Genomic DNA, 24,497 nt, shown 5'->3' on the forward strand with positions numbered 1-24,497 from the left:
ACATTCCCTGGGCAAAGGCTGCGGGCCGCTGCGAAGGCGGCCCGGATGCATTGCGGTTACTCTTTCACGACGCCTGTCGCGAGAGTGTATTCGTCGGTCCGAGGGATGTAGCTCAGACCTTTTTTGGCCGCCCAGGTGTTGACCTGGAAGTGCGTCGGAATGATCGCCACGTTCTCGATCGCGCGCTCTGTTGCCGCGGCGAGCAGTTCCTGCCGCCTTGCGTCATCGACTGTTCGTAGGGCTTCTTCGATCAACGCGTCGGTTTCAGCATCCGAGTGTCGGCCACGGTTTGATGATCCAAAGCCCGCATCCTTGTCATGGGTGTGGATCAGCGATTTGAGAGGCGAGGACGCTTCGCCGGACCCCGCGCCCCATCCGACGAGGATAAAGCTGAACTCCGGCAGACCCTCTGGGCTGCCTTTGGAAGCGCGCCCAAAGTATACCGAACGCGGCATGGTTTCGACGGCTGTCTTGATGCCAACACGGGTCAACATTTGCGCAATTGCCTCGGCAATTTTGGCGTCGTTGATGTAACGGTCATTCGGCCCATGGATTGTCATTTCAAATCCATCGGGATAACCGGCTTCAGCCAGAAGCGCTTTAGCACCGTCTGGATCATAGGCCACGACGTCCAAATTGTCAGACACGCCAAAGAACCCCTCGGGCAGAAGCTGACCGGCGGGCAGGGCAACCCCTTCCATGACACGCTCAACGATTGCATCGCGGTTGATCGCCATGCTGATCGCCTTACGGACGCGGACGTCCATGAGGGGGTTCTTGATATCGCCGCCACCGTTGGCCTTCACAAAGGGTGAATCCTCGCGGAATTGGTCCATGTGAAGATAGATCACTCGGTTGGACACGCCCTGGCTCAACTGGATACCGTCATTGCCCTGAAGTGTTGTGATATCGGTCGTTGGTACGCCCGATATCATGTCCACGTCACCGGCAAGAAGCGATGCAACACGGCTCGGACCGGACGTGATTGGGCGGAATTCCACCTCGGACCAGATCGGTGCATCACCCCAGTAGTCGTCGTTCCGTACCAGCACGATGCTTTCACCCGGCGTGTAACTTTGGAACTTGAACGGCCCTGTGCCGATGGCGGCCGTACCCGCGTTGAAGTCTTCCGTCGTTGCTTCGCAGCCCACTTCTGAGATCACAGGGATCGTGGAAATGTCGTTGCCCATTAACGGATAAGGTGCGGCCGTTTTGAAATGCACCGTGTAGTCATCGATTTTGACGACTTCCTTACCCTTGAGATAGGTGCCGTATCCCGATGGAGAGTTCGGTACGTCCGGCGCGCGCGCCATGGTGCAGACTACATCGTCTGCCGTAAAGTCACTTCCGTCGTGAAACTTTACGCCCTCACGCAGCTTGAACTCCCAAGTCAATTCATCAATCGGCTCCCATGACACGGCAAGACCCGGCGATAGGCGCTGCTTCTCATCTTGCGCGATCAGCCGGTCAAAGATGTGCACGGACATCGCGTTGTTCGGACCCAGGTTGTGAAAATGCGGATCGAGTGACGTCGGCTCCGAAGCGAGGCCGATCGTTAGTTTTTCGGCCGAAACAGCACTGGCGCCGAAAGCCAAAATGCTGACAGCGACGGCTGTCGCAGATGTGAGTTTCCTCATCAAAAAGACTCCCTGTTTGTTTGGCGCTTGTGAATGGGCGAATCTTTGGCCGATCCCGCGCCCTATTAAAAAAGGCTAGCTACCGCAAAAATCATTGCCAATACTTATTACTATGCGTCTTTGCATAGACCAATCCAAGAGTTTGGATGTTCAGCCGCTCGTACCGGGGGAGTAATGTAGCATGACAGAACACAGACACAGACTGCGCGAGTTCGAGTCGCTAAGAGCCGTGATCACGACTGGGACAACCATCGGCGCCGCGCGGCGTCTCGGGATTTCGCAGTCTGCCGTGAGCCGGTCCTTATCACAACTCGAGGCCCGTGTTGGGCGATCGCTCTTTCTCCGGCGATCGGGACGTATCGACCCAACAGACGAAGCCTTGCGTCTCAACGAAAAACTGGACCCAATTTTCGAGACGCTGGCGGACATTGAGGGCGCAGAATGGGCTACTCCGGATAACGAGCCGTTACGCCTAATCGTGCCGCCGACTCTGGCACATCACTTTGTCATCTCCAGGGTGGCCAGTTTTCTCAAGAAGAATGAAGGAAAGCAGCTTCAATTGGATATTCAGGCCACGGACGTGCTGGTCGCCGGCATTCTCGACCTCCGCTATGATCTTGGTTTGACGAGTGCGATGATCCAAAGAACTGGTGTTCATCTCATGCCTTGGCGCCGCAGTCAGGTGGTCTGCGCCATGCCGAGCAACCATCCGCTATCGGAAAAACGAGTGGTGACGCCGCACGACCTTGAAGGCGTCGCGCTGATCGAGTTTCTGCGAAGGCTGGGGACGCGAGCGATCACAGAAAAGATCTTTGCGCGCGCTGGAATTCGGCCGAAACAAGTCGCAGAAACGGCAACGAACATGGCCGCACTGGAGCTCGTCCGCGAGGGTTTGGGCGTGACGCTGATCAATCCCTTCCCGTTGTTGTCGTCAGGGATGGAAGGTGTCGTCGTCAGGCCATTTGACGCCGCCATTTTTTATGACACGAGCTTTGTACTTCCATCAGGCAGGCCACCTTCTCAGCTTGCCCGCCAGTTCATGCAATTTGTCAAGTTGACGACGCCGCAGGACAAATACTCAGAGCCCGTCTAGCGCAGCATCTTAGCCGACCACGAGGTGTCGACGTCCATCGGAAAGTTCGGTCGTGGCAAATTCGCAAACGGCCAGCGGTCGTGAACTGGCGACGTAAGCCCGCCCGTGTCGACCTCAAATACCTGGTTTGGCCCAAACCAGTTGGAAAACCCGGCCCGAAAGTGGCCTCTGGATTTCACAACAACAGTCCGGGCAGACGCAATATCCAGCCCGAACATATGAAAGAACACGGGGTCGGCAGTCTGTGTGCGATCGGTGATCACCACCACGGTGATACCACCAATACGAAGCGCAGCGGATGGCCCTAGGGCCAATCTCCGACCTGCCGTCATGCCCAGTTCACCTACCACATCTCCATTATGGAGACCCAAGACCTCTGCATCCGCCTCAAAAGGCACATCCCATTGCGCCCAGAAAGCGCTGGAATCGGAAGACCGGTTGAATCGTGCCCTGAATTTGCCGCCGACACCGATGCCATGGGCTTCGTTCGCAAGTTCCGGATCACAAAAGGAACCGAATAGGCATTCTTCGACTTTTGCCGCATGAAGAGCGGCTAACAGTTCCGTCGTCCTGCCACTGCCGCCGCCACCAGGATTGTCACCGGCATCGGAGAAAATCACAGGCGTGCGCGCTTGGTCAGCGGAAATTGAGATCGCTTCCGTCACGGATGTCAGTTTCCGAACGAAATCCTTCCTCAATGACCAGGCCATGTCTGCCAATTCTTCCGCCAGTGCATTGGCCGCCTTCTGGTCCTCACGCGCGGTGACAACGATGCTCAGACCGTTGTCGGGTGTGTCGGAGAAAAGGAAATTACCGAAGATCGATACGTTTAGAATCTCACCTCGACCTTCGGCTTGTCGTCGCTGACCATGGTCGATCAGCGTGCCATACGGGTGCTCGGCACTTAGCAGGGTCACGGATGCCGGAACAAGAGGCAGTTTGACATGCGCGGTTTGGGGCCGAACGCCCGACGCCAAAACCCGGCGCAGCGAAAAGGCGGCTTCCTCGCCACGTTCTATCTGATCGACGTGAGGATTGGTCCGATAGCCGACGATCAGGTCACAGGCATCGACCATCCGTTGTGAGATATTTGCATGCAGATCGAGTGTCGCAATGACAGGTATGTCCGGTCCTACAACTCCCCGAATGTGTGACATCAACAAACCGTCGGGGTCGTGGTCATGCTCTGCAACCATCGCGCCGTGGTTGCAGATGTAGACTGCGTCAACAGGGCCAGCTGAGCGCAGCATGTCTTCCGAAGTCGCTATGACCTCTTCGATTACAGATTTTCGTACTGGACCCGCCGGGTGGCTGGCTGCCAAGATACAGGGTACCGGCGTCCAGTCGCCCGTAGCATCCATCGCCCTGACAAAGGCTGCAAATTCTATTGCCAGCTTTGGTGTCGCGGATCTCGCTTCAGACATCAAAGCATCGCCTGAAAGCCATGTCAGAGACTTAAAGTCCGACAAATCAGCCGGCGGTGCAAAACGATTTGACTCGAGAATCGCGCCAAGGAGGGCGATCTTTGGAACCTTCATGCGAGAGGCCTTTGGAAATGCAACACAATGCGAGGAAACATGAGTAGGTGATTTCAATCAAGGTATCATGCGTCTTCTCTTTTCTAGGAAAACCCCTGCCGCCCTGCGTCTTTCCTATAACGCGACGCGCAAACGATCAGTGCCACCCGTTATGCTGACAGAAGTTTCCGGAGAATTCGTAAAGATTGTTTGGGCCGATGACCCAGACGTTCACCTCATGCGCGGCGCACCGGATCGCCCACCCGCCCGGTTCAATCGCCGGGGGCAGGACGCTTTGTATCTGAGCCCTGATGTCGAAAGCGCAAAAGTCGCTATTGGTCAGGACGTCAGGAAGGATGATCGCCCGCGGGTTGTGTTGACTTTCGAGGTGGAACGATGCGCGTTGTTCGATTTGCGCAGCCCCGAAGCCGCAGATATCTATGCGCTTGCCAGTCAACCCTGGCGCAAACTCGTAGCTGCCGGTAGGGATCCGTCCTCATGGTTCGCTGCTGATCGGATCAGAGCAGACGGGCATATCGGATTGATTGATCCCTCACGAAGGCGCCCGGGCCTTTGGCACATCACTCTTTTTCGATGGAACGAGGCGAGCGCACCTGGCGTATTTCGGCGTAGTGAAGTGAAACCGGTTACCGTCCTGCCGGACTATCGATGACTTTTCGCTTTGCTTTTTCCTGTCGCAGCGAATGGCGGCTTTGCGGATTGCGACCGCAGTAATGCTAAAGGCTGCTGATAATCCGTTAAGGGCCTATTTTGTTGAAAAACTCCTGTTTTGCGCAGTTCCGAGTGAAAAATTGCCCGTACAGGCCCGGAAGAATTTTTCAGCTGAGGGGTCGGCCAACATCTGATGCTGGCGGCCAGCGGCAGTCTCAAAGCCCGCCAATGATGGTGGCAGTGGACTTTCTCGATTGATCGCCGTTTCGCGAAAGTCGCCGCTTTCTGTATTTTGGAGTTTTTCAACAGTATCGGCCGTTTGTTGACGTTGAGGCTTGCGACCCGACTGTCTTGTTCGTCCGCGAAGCGGTCGTTCACGCCGAGTGCAGAGAACGACCGGATTGAGCCCAATCTGTCTTATGCTGCGGAACAGCCGAATGTCCGCTTTTCTCCCAGGTGACCAGCGCGGCACGCGCCATCGAAATGACTTTAAGCCAACGCGGAATAAACTTCGGCAACTCGCTGAAAGGTCCAATAGGAAGCGATAGCCGCACATCCACCGGCTAAGCCCACTCTTAGGGACATCCACAAACTGGAGTTCACGCGCCGACACATTATCAAGGCAGGCCAGAGTGCAAGAATAATGGCAACTTGGCCAAGCTCGACGCCAAGATTGAAAGCAAGCAGGCTTTGCCAGATGTTTGGAGATGTGATCTGCAAGATATTGTGCAACACAAAGCTAAACCCAAGCCCGTGCAAGAGGCCAATCAGCGTTGTCAGAAGCACCATCGTGGCTTCAGAGCGCGCATTGTCCTTAAAACTCACAAACGCCGCGACGGCTGCAAAAATGATAGAAAGCGCGATCCCGGTTTCGACGGCAGGAACAAACCACGCGCCCGATGGTACAAACCCGAAAAACCCCAGCGACAGGGTTACGCTATGCCCAAAGGTAAAACCGGTTGCACGCAGCAATAGCGCCCTGAGTGTCTGCGCCCCAATGACCAAACACACAACAAACAAAACATGATCCAACCCTTCGAGGATATGTCGTATGCCTTCCCAGACGAAACTCAGGAATCCTCCATACCCCTTCTTCTGAATCAGCAATGGTTCAGTCATCAGACCCCGAGATCGGAAAATCTGAGGTGTGTCTGACGCGTAGTCGAGAATGAGGTTGGCCGTTTGGTCCTGATCCGGCAAATCGGGGTCCAGCACGTTGGCAATGCTGTACGATTGCACCGGGCCGATAGTGTCATAATACAGGACGAGATCGACAATTGTGTCACCAACAAAAAGCGGTGGCAGGAGGGCCGTTTCGGTTTCCACGGCCTTCTGAGCTTCGGCCAAAGTTGCGAATCCGGGCTCATTTCCAACGCGATGCAAGCGAATGGTCTCAACTGTTCCTCTTAGGCGCCGATTGTCGACCAACAGATGTAATCCACCTTCTGCGAGTTGCCCTAGCCCATTGGGATCGCGCATGGCAGCCTGCAAGTCGACAAAGTGGACCAACTGACCGTCGCTCATGGCATTGGTCGTGAATGGTGCAGCATCCGGCAAGGCATCACCATTCTGATCACCGACCTTATCTGCAACCAGATAAGGCATAGGCGTGCGCATGTAGATACGTAGGCCGTCTTCGAAATGCTCGACATGCGAAATTCGAACGTTGAGGTTAAGCAAAAAATGCGCCGAGGCTGATAGCGTCAGTGACAAGAGTACTCCGACAAACAGAGCACCAAAAGCAAAAACCTGTGATCTTAAATACTTATGCATTTGGATCGCGAGCCTCGATTACAGTTAATCCATCCAGCTTCCAATGGCCTGACTCAGGTATGACCTCCGCCAGCACCCGAAACGTAACGGCGCGCATATGGGCGTGCCCCCAATGACCGCCTTGTGCTTTCACTGTCCATTTGGTCAGGGCACTAAATCCTCCCGGCTTGAGGGTCGGGTTAATGCGCTCCAATTTCAGGTCGCTGATATCAGTAACCGTTGCAAGACTGCCTCCTGGCGTTCGGATCGCGAGACCACGTTCAACCTCTGTTGCGATGTCACTCAGAGACGCTTCCGTCACAATATGTGCCAGCTCTGACTTTCTTGCGGCCGGCGAAACTTCCAGAGTCACCGTGCTCAAGTTCTCGACCATTGAGCGCAGTATATCTTCCGCAACCTGCGGCTTAGGGGGCTCGGGCTTATTCCACGGTACCTCCGACAAATATCCCGAAAATGCGACGGTTGCCGATGTTGCGGCAATCATGGTTACGCAACTGACGCGCTTTGCAACTTTGCCCTTGCACAGAAGGAAAAAACCAATTGATGCGGCACTGATCATACCGGAGATCAAAGCCATTGCCGGGTTCTGCCGTGTCTTCTGCTCAACTGGAATCTGAGTAACAGATGCTCTTTCGTATTGGAGCAAGTGGTTCTGCCAGTGAAATTGAGGATCTGCCGGTTTCACAGCTCCAAAGAATGGCCCGGCGATATCGTTTGAAATGGTCGCAACGCGGGAAATTTCCTCGTCAAACATATCCCATGTGACCGTCACCTGATCGGGAAGGTCTGCCGATGAGAACGACAGGATAGCTCCGATAAACGCATTGTTCACAGACACTTCCTTTCCAGGCTCGACAACCTGATAACCCTGCGATGTTAGCTCCAGGAGTTTTGCTGTAGCGTTTGACGGTTGCACTAATTTGCCATCAATTGTCACCGGGTTACGAGACGCCAGGAAGGACGCCGCTTCGTTTACGATCAAGGCGCTGCGCTGTGGCGAAAGCATTTGACCCACTTCCGTGGTTTCATCAATCCAAGGCGCTAGTTCACGCAAGCGGATCAGTGTTTCATGACGAACTTCACGAGGTTCGATGTAAAGAAAGGTGGATGTCCCGTCCTGCGCTTTTCGATTCAGGCTTTCAGCAGAAAAGCGGCTATCCCACGGATCAGGCCAGTGAATCTTTAACTCTGCTGGCTTTGACAAGAAGCTGAAATCCGTGACCGGAACCTCACGGTCAAAAACCTGCATCCCGATAGTCGCCAGTGGTTCACCAAGCCGCGATGGCGGCACTATAGTCAGCTCCTTGGGAACTAAGTTTTGAAACGGAAAGAACACTTCCGCGAATAAAACGCGCGGATCTTTTGGCGGGCTGGGAACAACTTGCCCCGAGAATGGATCGCGCTGACCTGCAAGCGGCGCGGCCCGGTCTATGCGCGTTCGGTATTCCACCTTTCTGATATCAGCGTTTAGGACCCGTTCGTCGCCTGCAACAATCGAAAGCGCCCGGCTTTCGGCTTGCGCATAACCTTGATTGGTATCTTGTTCAGCCTCCGGCTCACCCCCGACGAAATCTGATGACCATCCTATTGGCAACATATCCGCAAAAAACGGAATATCTTCGACATAGATCTCAAGGTCGACGTAGACCCCATCCTCTTTGACATGAAGGACAGCAATATTGGGGGCAACTTCTGAACCGTTTGTCAGAACGACATCCGCCGAAACGGCCTGTGCACCTGAGGCCACCAGGCCCAGCATCAGGAATAGTCGGTACGGGTACTGCCAAATCGGAATTTTGTTCACCCTGAAGGTTAATTATCCGGCATTGGCGGTGGCGTGTAACCCTCCCATTTTCCCGCATTGACTTTGTCAGACGGCTCTTTTTCTTTTGAACGCGGGGCATTGATGTACTCGTCGCTCACAGCGGGTGGCAACGCATAGTCATCAACACTCGCTTCCCGAACAACGATCTGGTCCTTGGTCACGTTGATCACCTGTAGATCTCGTGCGAGCGTCAGAGGCCCATCGTAAGTCGAACGGACGCCTTCCAAAATCGCCTGATAATTTTCTGGTGAAAGAACAGAGTGATATCCGAGGGCCATACGCGGCTCGACCGCAGACATGACTTTGCCAAAGGCCGCAGGTTCGGTATGAACGCGCGTAGCTACATAGGTCGCCTGTTTCATGTCCCAGCCAAAATACGGGGCCAAAGCATCAGGTGGAAGAAACGCCTCGTGAGAAGCGATGTCCGCCCCTTTGGCATATTCTACATACCATTTGTTTGGGTAAGTATCTCCGCCAAAGACGTATTTCAGTCCATTCCATTCCAGAGAATAACTTACCGAGCCATCTAAGCTGTGGATCGCAGGCCAAGACCGGATCGTGACGTCGTTCTCCTGATAAACGATCTCGTTTTCCTGCATGTAATCGAATTCAGTGACTTCAAGCTTGGCGCCGTCATCGGGCAGTGCGCCCGTTCGCGTGGCCAAATCCCAGGCGTAAGCTTTGGACATGCCATCAACATAGGCTTTAGTGCCCAGTTCATCTTCTGATCCGGACGGGCCGAAGATGCGGAGCGGGGTATATCTGCCTGAAAGCCACCCCCCAACGTGGAGGGCCATGAAATCTCCAACGTGGTCAACATGCAAATGGCTGAAGAAGACCTTGTCGATCTTCGCAAAGTCCGGTCGCAGCGAGAACAGGTTTCCCGTTGCGCCAGTTCCTACGTCAAAAAGAAAAACGTCCCCATTCCCAAGTTCCACATAAAACGAAATCGAGACGGCTGCCTTGGTTTGGTTTGGCATACCCGTCCCCAATGCCGTGATACGCATTTCATCCGCGCCAAGGATTTCAGTGTTGGGAAAGTATGACGCTGGATAAACACCATTTTCTATTACAGAAGCAGTTCGACCAGTCGGCAGCGCATTTTGCGCTGAAGCGGTGCCAGCCAACGACAAACCCAAAGCCAATAGTGCGCCAGTCGTGGAATTCATAATGCTTTTCATTGATCCCCCCATTTCTGCATGGCGTTTCTGAGAGCACGATGTCGTGAACTCCCAGTTGCCCATAGACTCCTCTACGGTACGACCATAGACTACTCTATGTCAAATAATGAATGCTATAATCTGAATGTCAGAAACTGCCACCCGAGCCTCACCCAAAAACGCCGCGACCAAGGAAGACTGGATATTGCTGGCCTACAAAGTCCTCAACGAGGGTGGCGTTTCCGCGATAAAAGTCGTGCCAATGGCAAAGCGACTGAACCTGACAAGCGGTAGCTTTTACTGGCATTTCAAGAACGTCCGAGAGCTTTTGGATGAGGTTCTCAGATATTGGGAGCAGGAACTGACTGACAAAGTGATCGCACAGGCAAAGACATTTGGCGGTCCCCCGGAAGACCGCATTCTTCTTCTTATGAAAAAGGTCATAGAAGAGGACGCCGCCTTGCCGGATCACGCTGTCTCAGTGTGGGCGAACACCGATGAGAAGGTGAAAGAATCGTATCAAAGAACCATCGGCAAACGGTTCCACTTCGCCGCCTGGATGTTTGAACAGGCCGGGTTTTCGAAAGAAGAAGCGAAAGCGCGCGGAAGACTGATGGTGACTTCGCTAATGGGAGACTCTTCGACCGGTCTGAAAACGCAAGGCGATTGGGAAAAGGTTATAGAACGGGAACACGCAATTCTTGTCGGAAAGTAGAAGATAGAACAAAAAAGTTGCCCGGCATTGTAAGTTTGCTCGAAACGGACAGACAATTTTTAATTGCCCTGTAGAAACAGATCACGCAACAATGCCAGAAGCCGACGTTCAGTCTGTGACCATCAAGGTCCGCTTCGTCCGCTTAACAGACTTAGGTGCTAGATGCGGCGAATGCCCGCTATGAGTCCAACCTGTACCCTGGATTTTATTGCTGCATGCGCTTGTAGCAGTAACAACATTGCAACTGCCGAATATCTTGTGCGGCCAAGCAGCGGAAAGAACTGTCATTCATGCAAATAGCAGCGATGCTCGCGGCGGCAGTTCACAGTTTGCTCAACAAAGCCGTCCTTCACTTCATCCGCAACAGCTATCGCCTAGCTGAATTGGTGGACACGGGACCGTCGCATATGAACAGTAAACACAACAGTAGCCTTCCAACGGCTTCAAAACTGTTTTGCACGACTTGCATTCATAGAACCACTGGCAAGCATCCGTTGGCATTTGCTCGGTTTCGCTGTGGCCGCACTTCGGGCAAATCAGGGTGCTTTCTAGGACTACAGTTTGTTTTGTCATAGTCTCACATCTGCATGATCAGGTAATCGTTAATCCGTGCCTCGTTAAACACAACGACCCAAGCCACGCCGGTGATTAGAGTTGTTCCTGCAAGCCGCCATTTTAACGTCGGTAAGGAACCGCGCCGATAAGATACCAGCCACGATATCGCGACGAGTGCCGTTGAAATCGTCAGCACATAGTAACTCGCTGCCGCAACCTTCCCAAAGATTGCCAACCAACTGCCGCCCAGCCCCAGTAACATCATCATCATGGGCAAAACGCAGCAAGTCGCGACGCCAAGCGCTGATAGCGATCCCAAATAGCTGAGGCTAAGATACTTCTGCATTCTGTTTCCCTGATGGACTACGTCGCGCGGAGTTGTAGAGACAACAACCTCTCGTATAACTTCTGTAGCCACTACAGGATCAAGACAGGAAATCTCACATGTTTGCGATTGGGGAGGCATCCCGGCAAAGCGGTGTCGGAATTGAAACTATCCGCTACTACGAACGCGAAGGGATCGTGCCGAAACCAGAAAGGGCATCGAATAATCGACGCATGTACTCTGCGCACGATGTGGGACGGCTTTGTTTTCTAAGGAAGTGCCGAGACTTGGGTTTTGCGCTTGCCGATGCAAAGGTGCTTCTCAACCTGTCCGAAGGTGATAGCGAGGATTGCCAATCCGTTAAGGAACTGGCCGAGCTTCATATCTCCAATGTGCGTATGAAGATAATCGAACTTAAGCGATTGGAGGCCGCCCTGAATGAACTTACGGCCAACTGTAACATCGGTAACGTTTCTTGCCCGATGCTTACGCAGATACGGACCTACTAATGGCACTTTGAGGCTCGCAGTCGCCCTATGCCAACGCAGCATGACCCAAGATTCGGGCCGCGCAGAATCTACCGTTCGTTAGAGAGGTCAACTCGTTGATTTAGTAATGTTTCAATCAATCAACGAACATTTGTGCCTGGCCACGGTGTTCTTGAAGCACGCGGCGATTTCGGACAGTGAGCCCTACCTGCCGTGCCTGAGCAATCAGTTTGCTGCATACGCATTCGGCAGGTTTTATCAGAAGCCGACCTCTGATTTCCGAAACGCAGAGCAATGCGTTCTGCTTATCTTTGTCCCAAATTGGGCTAGGCAGACTCAGATCTTCTGTTGCTTTCCATTGTATCAAGGCTTGTATCGTGTGTACTCAAAGTCCATATACACAAGGCTTACGTTTTTCTTTTTCGACCTGCTGTCTCCCAAACTCGGCGTTCAGTCTTTCGATTCAGACCGACCACGCCGAGTCGCCGCAATAATGCGGGCGGCAAGTATTAGGAGACTTCGACCATGGCAAATGGCACAGTAAAATGGTTCAACTCGACCAAAGGTTTTGGCTTTATCGAGCCTGAAGATGGTAAGCGCGATGTGTTCGTGCATATCTCAGCACTTGAACGTTCCGGCATCAGCGAATTGAAAGACGGCCAGAAGGTCACTTTTGACGTCGAAGCTGGCCGTGACGGACGCGACAGCGCCGCCAATCTGGCACTGGCCTGACCTTTTACGGGCACCCTTATGGGGTGCCCGTTTGCACAATGGGCTGCTAAAAGCCCTTGGAGAAAAAGTCAGTTGCAACCTAAAGACTGGACGCGGGTGCTCGCGCAATACCGTGTTGCCGATGCAAAGCGCAGTATTTATGAAATTGCGATCACCGTTGTCCCCTTATTCGCGCTATGGGCTCTAGCGTGGATGGCTTTATATTTTAGTGTCTGGATCGCATTTTTACTGGCCGTCCTGAATGCCGCATTTCTGGTCCGTATCTTCATCATTATGCATGATTGCGGTCATGGATCTTTCTTTAGAAGTCGCACTGTTTGCAATTGGACCGGCCGGGTTCTGGGTGTTCTTGCCCTGACACCCTATGACGTTTGGCGGCAAAGCCATGCGATTCACCATGCCTCAACCGGTAACCTTGATCGGCGTGGTATGGGTGACATCCCTACATTGACCATTGAGGAATACCTGAAACGGAATTGGTTCGGGCGTGCCGCGTATCGTCTGACCCGGAACCCCGTCTTCCTGTTCGGTGTTGCGCCGATCTATACGTTCTTTATTCAATACCGCTTACCTGTTGGCTTCATGCGGTCGGGCTGGCTGTATTGGGCAAGTGCGATGGGAACAAACGCCGCAATTGCAGGGTTCTTGGCTCTGATTTTATGGGCCGGAGGCTTTGAGGTGGTGGCGTGTGTTTTCCTGCCAACCGTGATTGTCGCATCATCGATTGGTATTTGGCTTTTCTACATTCAACACCAGTTCGAACACACGACCTGGGACCGGGAAGAGGGCTGGAACCTTCAGAACGCCGCGTTCTATGGTAGTTCTCACTATGCCTTGCCTGGCATCTTGCGGTGGTTCTCTGGCAACATTGGTGTGCACCATGTTCACCACCTCGCCAGCCGCATACCGTTCTATCGGCTAAACGAAGTTTTGCGTGACCATTCTGAGTTGGAAAACTGCCAGCGTATTACTCTATATCAGAGCCTTCATTGTGCGCGATTGCATCTTTGGGATGAAAAAAGTCAGCGCCTGATGACCTTTTCAGAGGCTTTGTCAAACGCCAATCCCAAAAAGAGCTTAGTGTAGTCTGGCGCGGACCAAATAGGCTTCAATAGTATCACCGCCGAGGGCGCGGATAGCCTCTAGTCGGTGAAGACCTTCAATCAGCACGAACCTTTTGTTGTCAGCGCGTATCTGGATCGGGGTCTTCTGGCCATTCTTCAGGATATCTTCGGCCAGCGTCAGAACTTTTTGTTGATCAAGCGTTTTCGCCCGTTTCACAGGTACATAGATCAGGTCGAGCGGATATGGTCTTTTCTCCAACATAAGCTACGTGAGCAACCTTTCGTGCATTTGTTCCGGTTCGAAGTTCGCTACAGGAGCTGGGGCTGTAGCGTACGTCATAGAACCGAACGAACAGCGTCGCGCAGTTCCTGATGCATAATCCAAGTTGCTGGCTCGTCGTCACTTTCGATGTGAGAAAATGCCAGGACCTGAGCGGCGCCATCATTCTGTACCGATCCGCCTTCGGGAAGTTCGAGCTCTAGATACTCCGCAATCAATAGACCGATTTTCTTAAAGACCTTGATTGAGGCCTCGCGCGATTTGTAACCGGCCGCCTGAGACAAGTGACCAATGGTCAGACCGTCCTTGCCTGCGATTGTAAGTGCTTTGAGCAATGTGACCTGCGCGGCGGTGAGCCTGATCTGGCGTAATGCCTCTGCATATTCTCTTTCACTAGGAACGAAGGTGCCGGAGTTTCCCTCCAAACGGCGTTGACCGCTACGCTTTCTGTCTCGTTCTTCGAGAATTTCTTTTAAGGCCTCAATGGCCAATGCTGGTGTTTCTCCAACTGCGTCGGCAATCATTGCCTGCGTTTTAGCCGGCGGCTTGGGAAATGCCCGTGCAACACTATTGCCGCTCAGAACGCCAGCCTTAATCAAGTACTTTCCAAATTCTTCCTCAATCACTCCTGATACGTCAGCGTTCCGCGACTTACGAACACTGCGGTCCTGAAACGCTCTTTGTTCCAGACCATGAGCTGACATCTTTGAACTGGGAAGAGTTACTTGAGGGGCATTTTTACGCATCAGAGAAACACCGCCACAATTATGGCCGCAACAAGCACCGCCGACGCCACAGATATTTTAATCCCGTAGGACCGGCGACGCGCCTTTTCAGCCTTGAGGCTTTTACCCAAGTTTTCGTTAATCGAGTTATGGTTCACGGCTTGGTCCTTCCGGATATGTCGGTCGATATTGATTTCCACCAACCTATTGTCGCGGCACATTTTCGGTGCACGTATCGTTCTGTCGTGTGAATGGCCGTTTGCATTCCCAACCATCACCTCTTCGATTTAAGTGAGCATTTGAAGGGACAAGGATCGCAACGCACCTGTCCCGGTTTGCGCGAAAACCACGTTCGCATTTCCATCCGGAATAGGTTTCAGGTGCAAGGTATGCATGCAGTGGAACGGCCACAGGCTCACAGCCGCTCTCAGCTGCCCTGTAGCCTCTGAGGCATACCCACCCATCCGAGCTTCTTTTGTCGCTCAGACGACCGTTTTTTGGAACTTCTATTGCAACACAATCCTGGTTCTCCTTACGAAATCCCCAGTTGCAGTGTAATTCCTGCACGCCAAACCGGGTTTCGACGTACCCATTTTGAGGTGAAATCACCTCTTCACATTCGTCCTCGACGCGCTGGAACAGCCGGTTGCACTCCCATCGGTCTCCGGTTGATGCAAGATAGGCGTTTTCAGGAACTCTTATCTCCTCGCAGAGTTCTCCGACAATCTGAAAACCATGATTGCATTCCCAGCCGCTGCCAAAGGAGCTACCCGTCAAATATGCGTTTTCCGGTAAGTCTATTCTTTGGCACGATCCGTTCTTGTTTTCGAAACCTTGGTCACAAACCGATCCATCGGCATTGCCTGCGACTTGGGCAGGAAGCTGCGTCCCTGAGAACAACACCAAGAGTGTCGGGATCAAACAAAGAATGCAGCGCGCAAACAGGATGAATGACTGATTGAAACGGAGCCTGAGACCTGATCTATCGGGCATCAAGCACGCAATTTATGAGCCATGTGTTGTTCATACGGCGCTTTCTTTCATGGGTCACGCGATGGCTGGCGCATGTCAGGTGACAGTTGCGAATGCATGTGAGGAACGAGCTCATAGCGAAGACCCCAGCGAAACCCGTTCCTATGCTGGGGCATATGCTACAGTTATTCTGAAGGCCATTGGATCATCGAAGCCGGCAGCATCGCGGCGACGAGTAACTTTCACCAATGCACTTTTGTGGTCCTTAGCCAGAATAGAGTCAAGGAAGTTTCCCTTGTCGCAATGCAAGTACCGCCAGGGCAGGTAGTTTTTGAAACTGCCGGTGACCAAGATCCTTGGTGAACTACCGAAAGAAATTGTCTGGCCTGAGTGCGGCGAAAGAGGAGTATGTGATCAAGGCTTCCCCGTAACTAGGAATGACTGGCTTGATGACATTGGCTGCAACGCAGCGATTTTCGCGCCGCTTCTGCACAAGTGCTCGCGGCGTGATCAAATGGCCGCTCGGTCCCGCACCCTGTAAATTGCGCCTGAGCCGAGAAAACTGTGCTGCGAGCGTACGCAACAAGATTTTGACACTTCCGCTCAGGGCACGCTACGTCCCACTCCTGCTTAAAAGAACTAGAACCACTATGGATTGGCGACCGACAGCGCCGCTCGCCAAACTGTCTCAGATGTCTATGCGCTCTGCAATGCTTAGCGCGTCTTCCAATTCAACGCCCAGGTATCGCACGGTGCTATCGACCTTTGTGTGCCCAAGCAGAAGTTGGACCGCGCGGAGATTTCCTGTCTTGCGGTAGATCTCAGCTACTTTGGTTCGGCGAAGCGAATGCGTGCCATATCCGCTCGGTTCCAATCCGATTCCGGTCACCCAGTCTCGAACCAGCCTGCCATACTGGCGCGTCGAGATGTGTGGTCGATCATGGAATCGGCTTGGAAACATGAACCGGCTAGCAAACATTTCCGGTGATTTTACCCATACCAATACAGTTTCTCGCGTGTTTTCCGTCAGTTCGAATTGAACAGATCGCTTGGTTTTGCTCTGGATCACCGAAACACGCTCACGGACGCGATCGTCTTTGACAAGATCGGTCACAGCGAGTTTGACCAGATCGCAGCCGCGTAGCTTGCTATCAATCGCGACGTTGAACATTGTGAGATCACGCAGATTTCCAGAAAGTTCGAGCCGGGCACGGATCGCCCAGACCTGTTTTGGGAGTAGCGGTCGTTTCTGACCGATGATCCGCCCCTTGTTCCAAGCTCTGGGTTTTGGGGTGACTGCAGGTAGTTGGACTCTTGGCATTTTTTGCACTCCGATCCACCCTCCGCACCCAAGCAACAGCACCGCGCTGACCACCGAATAGTACAAGCGGCGTGAATGCCTGCTGTCCGATTATGAATACTGGCATGGTTTAGTGTGTGCATTAGGCGGCTTGAGCCCATATCACTACACATAAGAACGGTTCGAGTCCAAACCGCGCGTACGCTTCGTCTTCAGCACCGATTACCGATCGGGTTCCACGTTAAAAGGCCCGGGTCAGCACTAATAAGATAAAATGAGACATGATCAGAAAAGCTGGAAAGACCGGCGTCAGGTTATCAGCGACGCCGAGCTAACCCAGGGCTTACTGATACGCCATTTCGCCACGCGCTCAACCCCTTGCAGCGTCGACAAATCCGCTCTCCGAACCCTTCGCTCCAGAATGGCGTTCTGCAACGAAGACACGGGCGTTCTTGCGGCACGTCATTGTGGGCGCGAGCCATGATCGTATCTGCGTCGTTGTCGAAGTCTTCCATCAGTTCTTAGCCTCGATTTCTGTTTTGGTTTATACAGCGACTGGAAAAGAAAGTTCCGAGCCCTAAGCCTTGAGATTGAAGGAGCTGCCTGGTTCAGACTGTCCGATGGGACGGCCTGTAATCCGAGGGGTTTTAATAGGACGAACTGGCATTCCTTCGTTCTCAGCAGCTTGGACAGCGAAAGCATACCGAGAACCGCTTGCGCATCCTCGTGGTATGGCTCGTTGATCTGATGATCCGTCGTCTGCCTCAGAAATGAGCGACTCCGAGTAGAGGTGCCGAAGTTGAGTCTCAGACACACCGTCAGCTTCCATGATCAGTTGCACCATCGGATCGGCCAAGAGTTGGTCGAGCAGGAATTGCGACAACTCCTTCGCAGACAATTTATCCCTTGCGCGGGCTCTCTCCAAATCAGTAAGAGAAACGGTCAACGTTCGCGCCAGACCGGGGTGAGATTTCCGTGGAAGCAGAAAGATTAGCACTGATGCTTTCCAGGCTTCTGGATCCAAATAATCTGGTGGTGCGGAAAGCTCAGTTTCTATGTCGTATTCGCCCGCCGGGAGTAATTCGTCAAAGCCAGGGAAAGTAAACGGCCTGGAAAAGACTGCGATTGTCTTGCTGATTAGTTGGTTCATTTGGGTAGTTCTCCTTTGCTGATACCGCTCGCTCGGAGATGTAAACAAGAACAAGCCACCCGCTCCCGGCAGGGTATTATCAGTTTTGAGGTTTAGGCTTTGATTTTTCGGGGACGGCGTCCTGCCCTTTCGAAGTCACTTCTTTTTTTGACGCGTCCGCATCGTTTTCCTTCAGTGCGGCAGCCGCTCTGGTCGTAAGGTCTTTGAAAGACATCATTTTGATCCTTTGATTGTCCGCAACACTCACGAGCCCAGATAGGGTGTGAAAAGTGAATGCGGGTACCACCAATATAGGTATTGGTGGCCCAATTTACTACGTAAAGCCGTAGAATAAGACGGGTGGATGAAGCAGAACCGAGGCGGCGGCAACCCTGGCGCGCTACTTTCGCTTCGAATATGGGCGATCAGTGTTCGCTGCGGTGCAGTCAACCAATGCGCCATCACCATGGAAGACTTTTGCTACATCGGGTGCAGCCATGCCGCGCGAGAGCGCGCTATAGTTCAATTTCAGCTTCACCTCGCCACCAGGGCGAAGCAGACAATCAGTGGTTTCAACAATGATATGATCGCTGGTGGCTCCGACGAACGTGACGCCCGCAGGGAATACAAGACCCGCCGCATCGGTGTCCTGGAGTCCGATCGCAAGGATCGACCGAGTATTCGAAGGACCGTCTAAAGTCACACACTGCATTGAAGGTATAGGGTAGTTCATTCGCACGGGATTTGGGTTTGATTTGGCTTTCGTTTCGATCACTTCCGCCCAAAGAGTGAAAGCATCTGTATAAAGCCCGCCGATCGCGTGCCCGGATACAGGATCGGTACCCAACAGGATAGCCTCACCCAGACGCAGGTTGTTGATCTTTCCGGTCGCCCCCTTGCCAAGCGCCCATGGTAAACTGGCAGAACCGCCGCCTGACACTGTTTCCAGAGCGGGTCCACTTGCAAGTTCGGTATCGACGGCAAGCGACGAAAGCAATGCCATTGCTTCTGCAGAGGGTGCCACATGACCCAGACAGGCAAAATTTGCGCCAATCCCCTTCAGAGAAATACCTTCCATTCTAAGAATTTGAAACACAGTGCTTTCAAGGTGTTCAGGCGGGATTCCTTCCCGCATATCCCCCATTTCCACCATCAGGATAATGTTGTGAGTAATGTTCTTTCCCAGCGCACTCATGGCCAGGCTTGCGATAATGTCCATCTCTGTGTTGAAGCTTACATCGCAGTAATCAACAACTTGCGCGACCTGGCTCAGCATGGGTGTTCGGATCAAGGATATGGAGCACGAGATTCCAGCATCGCGCATACGCATGATATTGCTGATCCGCGCGTCCGCCAGCCCTGTCGCGCCGCCTTCAAGCATAGCATTCGCAATCTCAGGGTGACCGCACACGGCTTTTGTCACGCCTGTAACCGTAATTCCACGGGGTCTAAGGCGATCGACAAGGAACCGTGTGTTGTAAAGAATTTTGCTCAGATCAATGTCGATACGCAGCTTGCTCATTCAATCGTCGTTACAGGTACGTGCTGCAAACGCGGAAAGGCAGAAAGAACCATGTTCACCAAGTTTGATGAAGGACGGTTCAGAGCGTCAGTGACCGGGAGGTACAATTTGCAGTTATAATCTGTGATGGCCTTTGAAATCTCAACATCATTCATTCCTTCATGGTTGATCGTCATGCCAATTACCTCTGTGTTCGCAAAAGCCTCGATCAGGGTGATTTCATCGCAAGGGTCGGGCATAGTCATGTTGGGGAAATCACATCGACGTTTTCGTTTAGGCGCGTGTTGAAGAATAACTGCATGTGGCTGACTGCCTCGCAGAATGAATGCTGATGTGCAAAAGGCCGGATGGCTTAGCGCCCCCTGGCCCTCGATCACTATGACATCCGGGTGTTCATCTTCAGATGCTGCAACAACAGCGCGCTCAAGCTCGCCACAGCAAAATTGCGGCGGCACCGAATCCATCGCGACACCATACTTGGCGCCCTGCATCAATCCTGTCTGGCCGGTACCGACCAAAACTGTTTTGATCCCATGCGCGTTAAGGGAACATGTCAGGATTGTCGCGGTTGTACGCTTTCCAATTGCACAATCGGTGCCGAACACCGCGATGCGGATCGCCTGGACGTCTCCAATACTGCCATCTAACAGGCGCAGGTCGGGATTGGGCCGCGGCTTGCGAATGTCGCGTATCGTGACATCGTGAATTTTGGCAAATCCGGCGAGCTCTTTATCATCACTAAGAAATTCATGCAGTCCACTCACGATGTTCATTCCGAGCGTTATCGCATCCACAACAACTTCGCGATCCTCAAGGGACATTCTGCCGCTGGCCGGCGCCATTCCGTAAATAAAAGTGTCGGGGATCGTAGCTTCATTAGCGACGGCGGCATCAAGATCATCGAAGATGGGAACCTGATTTGCGAAATTATCAAGCACTTTGCCACTGTCACAACCGCCATACGTGCTGTCGATCACCGAAAGAACGCGATAGGCCTGTGAATGTCGAACCAGACCATTAGCCGTCTTGCCATCGATCTTTGCGAAGTTTCCTTCGCAATACACAATTGCAGTCGGTGTATCTGTCACGAGTGTCTTGCGGTGAAGCTCTGGAAAAACTGCTTGTTCAGGCGCCAGCTTTTGCGCATCGCTGGCAATGAACTGCTTGGCATCCGACACAATGGGTACGGGTTTCATATTTGTTCCTTTTTAGAGTGTGAAACGCGCGTCCTTGGTAAGGACGGGCAAAAATTGTGAAGTTTGGGAAAGTGGGCTTTCTGTCTGAATTCTCACTGGTTCAGAACACACAGCCCTTCTGATCGATGATAGTTTTTGTGGCATTGCCACCCATTGCCGGATCGGTCGATATGGGCATTTGCCGGTAGCTCGATTGCATTGCAGCGATCACCGGACGCCTCGTAGCCACGTTCGCATTTCCATCCAACTCCATGGATCGCGTCATCGTAGAAAGCATTTTCAGGCACAAACACGGCATCGCACCGTCCGTCGCGCTCAAAATACCCACGCTCGCACGTCCAGGGACGCCCGCTGGTTGATGCGTTCAGAAAAGCGTTTTCCGGCACCGCTACTGCCACGCATGCTTCTCCGTCTTTTTCGTAGCCACGGTTGCAACGCCATGCAGATCCATAAGTGCTATTCGTTAGGTAAGCATTATCCGGCACCACGATTTTCTGGCAGCTATCGTCTACTCTTGTGTATCCACGCAGGCACCGCCACCTCTCACCTGATGGATCGAGATATCCACCCTCAGGCACAATCACTTCAGTGCATGAGGTGCCGCCAACTTCAACAAAGCCATGCATACATGCCCACCCTGAGCCATAGGTTCTGTTTGTGGGGTAGGCATTTCCCGGCACGACAATGGCCACGCATTCTTCGCCTTTCAACCGATAGGACAAATCGCATTCCCAACCGTCGCCATACTTTTTGGGATGCGCGTTATCCGGGATCGAATTTGTTTCGGCCGATGCGGGACTTGATGAGATAAAGGAGCCCGCCAAACCGCTGAAGACGACAACAAACAACGCAGCCATTAAGTGAGCGCAAAACCGGTACTGATTTTTTCGATTTGCCCTGATGCAAACGGCGTTGTCCGAATGTTGAGTGATTGAGTTACGATCCATCCAGGTTCAGCCCCTCGATACAGGCCTGCGCCAGGTCTTTGTTAGGAGTTTGGGATCCCGGCACCGTTGCCCAGCCAGCCGCCATGACGGCATCCTTCTGCTTGAAAGAAGAAGCCTCTTTGATCGTCGTTATTTTTTCGGCGCGTTGAGTGTCAGTTCTCGCCATGTCGACGCAGATCGGAACCAACGCAGCGATTACATTATCGCGGGACATGGCGTTGGCCATCTTGTCCGCGCTACCGCCGGTCATCCATCCACCCCATGAAAATCCAACGACGCCTACGAAAACCCCGCCGATCAGAGCACCGTAGATTCCGGGTTTAAGCCATTCGGGCGTGTTCATAATCTATTCCTCCTGCGGGGAAAGCGCCGCATCGCTGTCATTGTTAGATGTGGCCAAGGTCTGGTCGTGCTTAAGCGCCAGTTCAAAATCTTCTGGGTCAATTGGGCGCATTTCCGTGCGGCCTGGCTTGCTGCCTTTGCCCTGAACTGTCAGGTAGGTTCCGGTTCTGCGATATGCTTCGAAACTCAGGCCCTGTAGTAGTTCTTCTTCAACAACTACTTCATACTCGCCTGCAGGAAGTTCATCCGGGTAGCCGGACAAAGAGAACGGATTTGAAAACGTCACCAAAGAACTGGACGATCTCGTGCTCACCTTGGTCCTCCATATAGTTTGTTGGATCTTCCCCGCGCAGTCTGCCGCGGTACACGCTCGTAAGCGCTGCGGTAGTACTGGCGTTGTAATTTAGAATAATGTGCAAATGGCAGACGCGCGCTGATCGATGTTAGTCTTCGACCAATGACCTGAGATTTTATTGGAATTTCAAATGCATTTGGTGCCCGAGGATCAGGTACTGTAAAAAATTGACTAACCTGCGTCAGTGCAACGATGTTTGGATTCCGGCAACGTGATGTATGTTGGCGGGATATTTGCTGGCGTGTTCTTAACGAGTAATTGAGAAGCGCAGGAAATCCAGTACCGCAATCGGACTGTATTTATCTTGCGCTTCTTTTTCAGTGAAATCCCAAATCTGCCGAAGCGAATTCCGTCTCTAACAGGCAACGATCATCAAAATCCCGGCATCGCTGTAGGGGTGAACTTATTGCTTCAACAGTGGCCCGGCCTGATCCAGATAAGTGGGGTCAAAACCGGCCAACGTCACCAGTCCTTCATAATCATCAAATACCACTTGCCCGGATTGAAAAGTAACCAACCCCTTCTCCCGCAGTTGCCGTAGGACACGATTAACATGCACGGCACTCAGTCCCAGCGCATCGGCAAGGTGGTATTGTGTCAGGGGGCAAGTGTATCCCGTCTTGTTTGCCATCCCGACCTGAGTCAGCCTCACACCAAGTTCCAAAAGAAAATGCGCCATGCGCTCACCCGCATCGCGCCGTCCTATGTTGACCAGGTGCTCAACCACCATCGCTTCATCTCGGGAGACCGCCCAAAGAATTGCTGTCGCCAGCCGGGGCGTCTGCGCAAATGCTTCCAGGAGATCATCCACTACTACTTCAATGGCTTGGATTTCCATGATTGGTTCTATGCTGTGATCCGAGGTGTGCAGCAGAACGCTTCGCAAGCCCAGAAAGTCACCCGGTATTTGGAAATCGACGATCTGACGCGACCCGTCAGTCTGGGTTTTGTAGGAACAAACCCAGCCCGAGGCCAGAATGTAGGCAGCCTGCTCTGATTGCCCTTGATGCACAAGGTCACGTCCGGCTTCAAAGGTTCCGCGACGCTTGTGCAGGCGTGCCAATGCCGCAAGTTCAACCTCAGTCAGAGCGACGAAGTTTGAAAGCTTTCGGGTGAGTGGACTGTTTTTGATAGTGCGCAAGTGTTCTTCCTTCATCGATGAGCAGCCCGCGAAACTATCCGACGCCAAGACTGCTTTCGATCAGTTAAGTATACAGCAATCTATGCCAGTATGATGCAATTCATTGTGGCGCTTCCTTGCTTGGACGCCTGTTAAAAAAGGACGTCTACCATGGCTGACCGGCAAGACCACTCAGGAATGGCCGCACTCTCAATTTGTGAAGCGCTTTTGCTTGCAATTAAAGATCGTGAGCTTCTGCCCGAACATGAAATTGTGGGAGTTCTGCATGACGCAGCTGCTGTCCACGAAACAGCGGTCGGCAATAACGATGAAAAGGACATGCACCAGGCCGCCGCTGTTCTGATAAACAAGATCATTGCTTCCGGCTATCGCGTTCGGCAGTAACGTTAATTTCCTGTCAGAAAAACAAGAATACGCTCGTCAAAAAAGCATAACAACAAATAGAAGCACTATTGGTGCTTCGTTCCCGATCAATTCAAACACGAAGCAAGAACCAAAGATCCAATCTCTGCAATATCTCAACTTAATGAAAAATTCCACGACCGCGAATTACTCCCTCTTCCCCGCCACCTGCATGAGCCACAACGAGAATTTTCTTACTGGCTGAAGGCCCGCATGGCCTGTCCTGCTGCACTGCCTGCGACAACGCAAACGTTGGCTTTGTTCGGCGTCTAAGTTGCTGATCCTATGTGCCTCGAAACTACAGTTTGATAGTATCGCATCATCATAGCTTTGAATGACCGGTCTGGCGACAACAGCTGCAACGCAGCGATGAATGTGCTGCGACAGCAAATCAATGCCGCGTCAGCAATTGCCGCAATCGCACAAGTCCGGTTTGTCCCGCAGAGCAGTCATTCATGCCTGGCGCGGCGAATGTCCACTTCGAGCCCAAAGCGGCCTATTGTGATCCATCGCGTGCCGGATCGATACGGTGGCAGAGACCATTGTATTACCTCTGCCTTATCCCGTTTTGGAAGGCGGGTTTTCTCCACCTTTCGACGCCCAATTTGGACCAACAATGCTAAGAGCTTT

25 protein-coding genes are annotated in these 24,497 nt (G+C 52.7%); 7 read left to right on the top strand and 18 right to left on the bottom strand.

Features of this window, described 5'->3' with window-relative positions; translation table 11 throughout:
* Positions 1-56: 56 nt before the first annotated feature.
* Positions 57-1,637, bottom strand: coding sequence for an ABC transporter substrate-binding protein (locus ACR0L1_RS17240; RefSeq protein WP_480860053.1), 1,581 nt, complete (start codon positions 1,635-1,637; stop codon positions 57-59).
* Positions 1,638-1,818: 181 nt separating this feature from the next.
* Here ACR0L1_RS17240 and ACR0L1_RS17245 point away from each other — a divergent pair, with 181 nt between their 5' ends.
* On the top strand, positions 1,819-2,730 hold the full coding sequence (locus ACR0L1_RS17245; protein ID WP_170387145.1) for a LysR family transcriptional regulator: 912 nt from the start codon (positions 1,819-1,821) through the stop codon (positions 2,728-2,730).
* Here ACR0L1_RS17245 and ACR0L1_RS17250 read toward each other — a convergent pair.
* Positions 2,727-4,268 carry a M81 family metallopeptidase gene (locus ACR0L1_RS17250; protein WP_480860054.1) on the bottom strand — a complete coding sequence of 514 codons (1,542 nt, stop codon included), beginning with the start codon at positions 4,266-4,268 and terminating at the stop codon, positions 2,727-2,729. The genes ACR0L1_RS17245 and ACR0L1_RS17250 overlap by 4 nt on opposite strands.
* Before the next feature lie 151 nt (positions 4,269-4,419).
* Between ACR0L1_RS17250 and ACR0L1_RS17255 the strand changes: the two genes are divergently transcribed.
* On the top strand, positions 4,420-4,920 hold the full coding sequence (locus tag ACR0L1_RS17255; protein WP_480595245.1) for an RES family NAD+ phosphorylase: 501 nt from the start codon (positions 4,420-4,422) through the stop codon (positions 4,918-4,920).
* A gap of 488 nt (positions 4,921-5,408) precedes the next feature.
* Here the strand turns inward: ACR0L1_RS17255 and ACR0L1_RS17260 are convergent, their stop codons facing one another.
* Genes ACR0L1_RS17260 through gntH form a run of 3 tightly spaced genes read right to left on the bottom strand, consistent with a single transcriptional unit; the run spans position 5,409 to position 9,698 of the window.
* The gene (locus ACR0L1_RS17260; protein WP_480860056.1) at positions 5,409-6,632 is read right to left on the bottom strand and encodes a HupE/UreJ family protein; all 1,224 of its coding nucleotides are present in this window, start codon (positions 6,630-6,632) and stop codon (positions 5,409-5,411) included.
* A gap of 52 nt (positions 6,633-6,684) precedes the next feature.
* The gene (locus ACR0L1_RS17265; RefSeq protein WP_480860058.1) at positions 6,685-8,451 is read right to left on the bottom strand and encodes a hypothetical protein; all 1,767 of its coding nucleotides are present in this window, start codon (positions 8,449-8,451) and stop codon (positions 6,685-6,687) included.
* 53 nt (positions 8,452-8,504) lie between these two features.
* Positions 8,505-9,698: a guanitoxin biosynthesis MBL fold metallo-hydrolase GntH gene (gene gntH / locus ACR0L1_RS17270; protein WP_480860060.1), complete on the bottom strand. Its 1,194-nt coding sequence runs from the start codon at positions 9,696-9,698 to the stop codon at positions 8,505-8,507.
* A 124-nt stretch (positions 9,699-9,822) separates the two neighbouring features.
* Between gntH and ACR0L1_RS17275 the strand changes: the two genes are divergently transcribed.
* Positions 9,823-10,392, top strand: a complete 570-nt coding sequence (locus ACR0L1_RS17275) for a TetR/AcrR family transcriptional regulator (RefSeq protein ID WP_170773681.1) — start codon at positions 9,823-9,825, stop codon at positions 10,390-10,392.
* 354 nt (positions 10,393-10,746) lie between these two features.
* On the opposite strand, the gene ACR0L1_RS17280 is transcribed toward ACR0L1_RS17275, so the two are convergent.
* Both ACR0L1_RS17280 and ACR0L1_RS17285 read right to left on the bottom strand, forming a co-directional pair.
* Positions 10,747-10,965, bottom strand: coding sequence for a GDCCVxC domain-containing (seleno)protein (locus tag ACR0L1_RS17280; protein WP_480502711.1), 219 nt, complete (start codon positions 10,963-10,965; stop codon positions 10,747-10,749).
* Positions 10,966-10,969: 4 nt separating this feature from the next.
* Positions 10,970-11,293, bottom strand: coding sequence for a hypothetical protein (locus tag ACR0L1_RS17285; RefSeq protein WP_170499188.1), 324 nt, complete (start codon positions 11,291-11,293; stop codon positions 10,970-10,972).
* A 98-nt stretch (positions 11,294-11,391) separates the two neighbouring features.
* Here ACR0L1_RS17285 and ACR0L1_RS17290 point away from each other — a divergent pair, with 98 nt between their 5' ends.
* The 3 genes from ACR0L1_RS17290 (at position 11,392) to ACR0L1_RS17300 (ending at position 13,578) form a co-directional block, all read left to right on the top strand.
* Positions 11,392-11,781, top strand: coding sequence for a MerR family transcriptional regulator (locus ACR0L1_RS17290; RefSeq protein WP_170499190.1), 390 nt, complete (start codon positions 11,392-11,394; stop codon positions 11,779-11,781).
* A gap of 504 nt (positions 11,782-12,285) precedes the next feature.
* Entirely contained in the window at positions 12,286-12,492 is a 207-nt protein-coding gene (locus ACR0L1_RS17295) for a cold-shock protein (RefSeq protein ID WP_170430361.1), read from the top strand.
* 72 nt (positions 12,493-12,564) lie between these two features.
* Positions 12,565-13,578, top strand: coding sequence for a fatty acid desaturase (locus tag ACR0L1_RS17300; RefSeq protein ID WP_480502710.1), 1,014 nt, complete (start codon positions 12,565-12,567; stop codon positions 13,576-13,578).
* On the opposite strand, the gene ACR0L1_RS17305 is transcribed toward ACR0L1_RS17300, so the two are convergent.
* The 11 genes from ACR0L1_RS17305 to ACR0L1_RS17355 form a co-directional block, all read right to left on the bottom strand.
* Positions 13,570-13,818 carry a ParB N-terminal domain-containing protein gene (locus ACR0L1_RS17305; RefSeq protein WP_170353732.1) on the bottom strand — a complete coding sequence of 83 codons (249 nt, stop codon included), beginning with the start codon at positions 13,816-13,818 and terminating at the stop codon, positions 13,570-13,572. The two genes, ACR0L1_RS17300 and ACR0L1_RS17305, sit on opposite strands and share 9 nt — an antisense overlap.
* A gap of 74 nt (positions 13,819-13,892) precedes the next feature.
* Positions 13,893-14,582, bottom strand: coding sequence for a hypothetical protein (locus ACR0L1_RS17310; RefSeq protein WP_170717691.1), 690 nt, complete (start codon positions 14,580-14,582; stop codon positions 13,893-13,895).
* A gap of 1,639 nt (positions 14,583-16,221) precedes the next feature.
* Positions 16,222-16,854, bottom strand: coding sequence for a tyrosine-type recombinase/integrase (locus ACR0L1_RS17315; protein ID WP_170769014.1), 633 nt, complete (start codon positions 16,852-16,854; stop codon positions 16,222-16,224).
* Between the two features lie 556 nt (positions 16,855-17,410).
* Positions 17,411-17,983, bottom strand: a complete 573-nt coding sequence (locus tag ACR0L1_RS17320; protein WP_170521931.1) for a hypothetical protein — start codon at positions 17,981-17,983, stop codon at positions 17,411-17,413.
* Between the two features lie 79 nt (positions 17,984-18,062).
* Positions 18,063-18,197, bottom strand: a complete 135-nt coding sequence (locus ACR0L1_RS17325) for a hypothetical protein (RefSeq protein WP_269149748.1) — start codon at positions 18,195-18,197, stop codon at positions 18,063-18,065.
* Positions 18,198-18,362: 165 nt separating this feature from the next.
* Entirely contained in the window at positions 18,363-19,484 is a 1,122-nt protein-coding gene (locus tag ACR0L1_RS17330) for an alanine/ornithine racemase family PLP-dependent enzyme (protein ID WP_480502708.1), read from the bottom strand.
* Complete coding sequence (locus tag ACR0L1_RS17335) at positions 19,481-20,680, bottom strand: N-acetyltransferase DgcN family protein (RefSeq protein ID WP_480502707.1); 1,200 nt, start codon at positions 20,678-20,680, stop codon at positions 19,481-19,483. Before ACR0L1_RS17335 ends, ACR0L1_RS17330 begins: the two co-directional genes overlap by 4 nt.
* Before the next feature lie 92 nt (positions 20,681-20,772).
* Complete coding sequence (locus ACR0L1_RS17340) at positions 20,773-21,627, bottom strand: hypothetical protein (RefSeq protein WP_480502706.1); 855 nt, start codon at positions 21,625-21,627, stop codon at positions 20,773-20,775.
* Positions 21,617-21,970 carry a hypothetical protein gene (locus ACR0L1_RS17345; RefSeq protein ID WP_170694906.1) on the bottom strand — a complete coding sequence of 118 codons (354 nt, stop codon included), beginning with the start codon at positions 21,968-21,970 and terminating at the stop codon, positions 21,617-21,619. Before ACR0L1_RS17345 ends, ACR0L1_RS17340 begins: the two co-directional genes overlap by 11 nt.
* Before the next feature lie 3 nt (positions 21,971-21,973).
* On the bottom strand, positions 21,974-22,282 hold the full coding sequence (locus tag ACR0L1_RS17350) for a hypothetical protein (protein WP_170336653.1): 309 nt from the start codon (positions 22,280-22,282) through the stop codon (positions 21,974-21,976).
* A 445-nt stretch (positions 22,283-22,727) separates the two neighbouring features.
* Entirely contained in the window at positions 22,728-23,480 is a 753-nt protein-coding gene (locus tag ACR0L1_RS17355) for a Crp/Fnr family transcriptional regulator (RefSeq protein WP_480860063.1), read from the bottom strand.
* A gap of 135 nt (positions 23,481-23,615) precedes the next feature.
* Here ACR0L1_RS17355 and ACR0L1_RS17360 point away from each other — a divergent pair, with 135 nt between their 5' ends.
* Positions 23,616-23,849 carry a hypothetical protein gene (locus ACR0L1_RS17360; protein WP_010442296.1) on the top strand — a complete coding sequence of 78 codons (234 nt, stop codon included), beginning with the start codon at positions 23,616-23,618 and terminating at the stop codon, positions 23,847-23,849.
* The last annotated feature ends 648 nt before the right edge of the window (positions 23,850-24,497 follow it).

Source organism: Ruegeria sp. J8 (assembly GCF_056531925.1).

What these genes read in the sequence shown, in the direction of transcription:
- ACR0L1_RS17240 (WP_480860053.1), bottom strand. Translation starts at nt 1,637, where the DNA reads ATGAGGAAACTCACATCTGCGACAGCCGTCGCTGTCAGCATTTTGGCT.
- ACR0L1_RS17245 (WP_170387145.1), top strand. Translation starts at nt 1,819, where the DNA reads ATGACAGAACACAGACACAGACTGCGCGAGTTCGAGTCGCTAAGAGCC.
- ACR0L1_RS17250 (WP_480860054.1), bottom strand. Translation starts at nt 4,268, where the DNA reads ATGAAGGTTCCAAAGATCGCCCTCCTTGGCGCGATTCTCGAGTCAAAT.
- ACR0L1_RS17255 (WP_480595245.1), top strand. Translation starts at nt 4,420, where the DNA reads ATGCTGACAGAAGTTTCCGGAGAATTCGTAAAGATTGTTTGGGCCGAT.
- ACR0L1_RS17265 (WP_480860058.1), bottom strand. Translation starts at nt 8,451, where the DNA reads ATGCTGGGCCTGGTGGCCTCAGGTGCACAGGCCGTTTCGGCGGATGTC.
- gntH (WP_480860060.1), bottom strand. Translation starts at nt 9,698, where the DNA reads ATGAAAAGCATTATGAATTCCACGACTGGCGCACTATTGGCTTTGGGT.
- ACR0L1_RS17275 (WP_170773681.1), top strand. Translation starts at nt 9,823, where the DNA reads ATGTCAGAAACTGCCACCCGAGCCTCACCCAAAAACGCCGCGACCAAG.
- ACR0L1_RS17280 (WP_480502711.1), bottom strand. Translation starts at nt 10,965, where the DNA reads ATGACAAAACAAACTGTAGTCCTAGAAAGCACCCTGATTTGCCCGAAG.
- ACR0L1_RS17285 (WP_170499188.1), bottom strand. Translation starts at nt 11,293, where the DNA reads ATGCAGAAGTATCTTAGCCTCAGCTATTTGGGATCGCTATCAGCGCTT.
- ACR0L1_RS17290 (WP_170499190.1), top strand. Translation starts at nt 11,392, where the DNA reads ATGTTTGCGATTGGGGAGGCATCCCGGCAAAGCGGTGTCGGAATTGAA.
- ACR0L1_RS17295 (WP_170430361.1), top strand. Translation starts at nt 12,286, where the DNA reads ATGGCAAATGGCACAGTAAAATGGTTCAACTCGACCAAAGGTTTTGGC.
- ACR0L1_RS17305 (WP_170353732.1), bottom strand. Translation starts at nt 13,818, where the DNA reads ATGTTGGAGAAAAGACCATATCCGCTCGACCTGATCTATGTACCTGTG.
- ACR0L1_RS17310 (WP_170717691.1), bottom strand. Translation starts at nt 14,582, where the DNA reads ATGCGTAAAAATGCCCCTCAAGTAACTCTTCCCAGTTCAAAGATGTCA.
- ACR0L1_RS17315 (WP_170769014.1), bottom strand. Translation starts at nt 16,854, where the DNA reads ATGCCAAGAGTCCAACTACCTGCAGTCACCCCAAAACCCAGAGCTTGG.
- ACR0L1_RS17320 (WP_170521931.1), bottom strand. Translation starts at nt 17,983, where the DNA reads ATGAACCAACTAATCAGCAAGACAATCGCAGTCTTTTCCAGGCCGTTT.
- ACR0L1_RS17325 (WP_269149748.1), bottom strand. Translation starts at nt 18,197, where the DNA reads ATGTCTTTCAAAGACCTTACGACCAGAGCGGCTGCCGCACTGAAGGAA.
- ACR0L1_RS17330 (WP_480502708.1), bottom strand. Translation starts at nt 19,484, where the DNA reads ATGAGCAAGCTGCGTATCGACATTGATCTGAGCAAAATTCTTTACAAC.
- ACR0L1_RS17335 (WP_480502707.1), bottom strand. Translation starts at nt 20,680, where the DNA reads ATGAAACCCGTACCCATTGTGTCGGATGCCAAGCAGTTCATTGCCAGC.
- ACR0L1_RS17340 (WP_480502706.1), bottom strand. Translation starts at nt 21,627, where the DNA reads ATGGATCGTAACTCAATCACTCAACATTCGGACAACGCCGTTTGCATC.
- ACR0L1_RS17345 (WP_170694906.1), bottom strand. Translation starts at nt 21,970, where the DNA reads ATGAACACGCCCGAATGGCTTAAACCCGGAATCTACGGTGCTCTGATC.
- ACR0L1_RS17355 (WP_480860063.1), bottom strand. Translation starts at nt 23,480, where the DNA reads ATGAAGGAAGAACACTTGCGCACTATCAAAAACAGTCCACTCACCCGA.
- ACR0L1_RS17360 (WP_010442296.1), top strand. Translation starts at nt 23,616, where the DNA reads ATGGCTGACCGGCAAGACCACTCAGGAATGGCCGCACTCTCAATTTGT.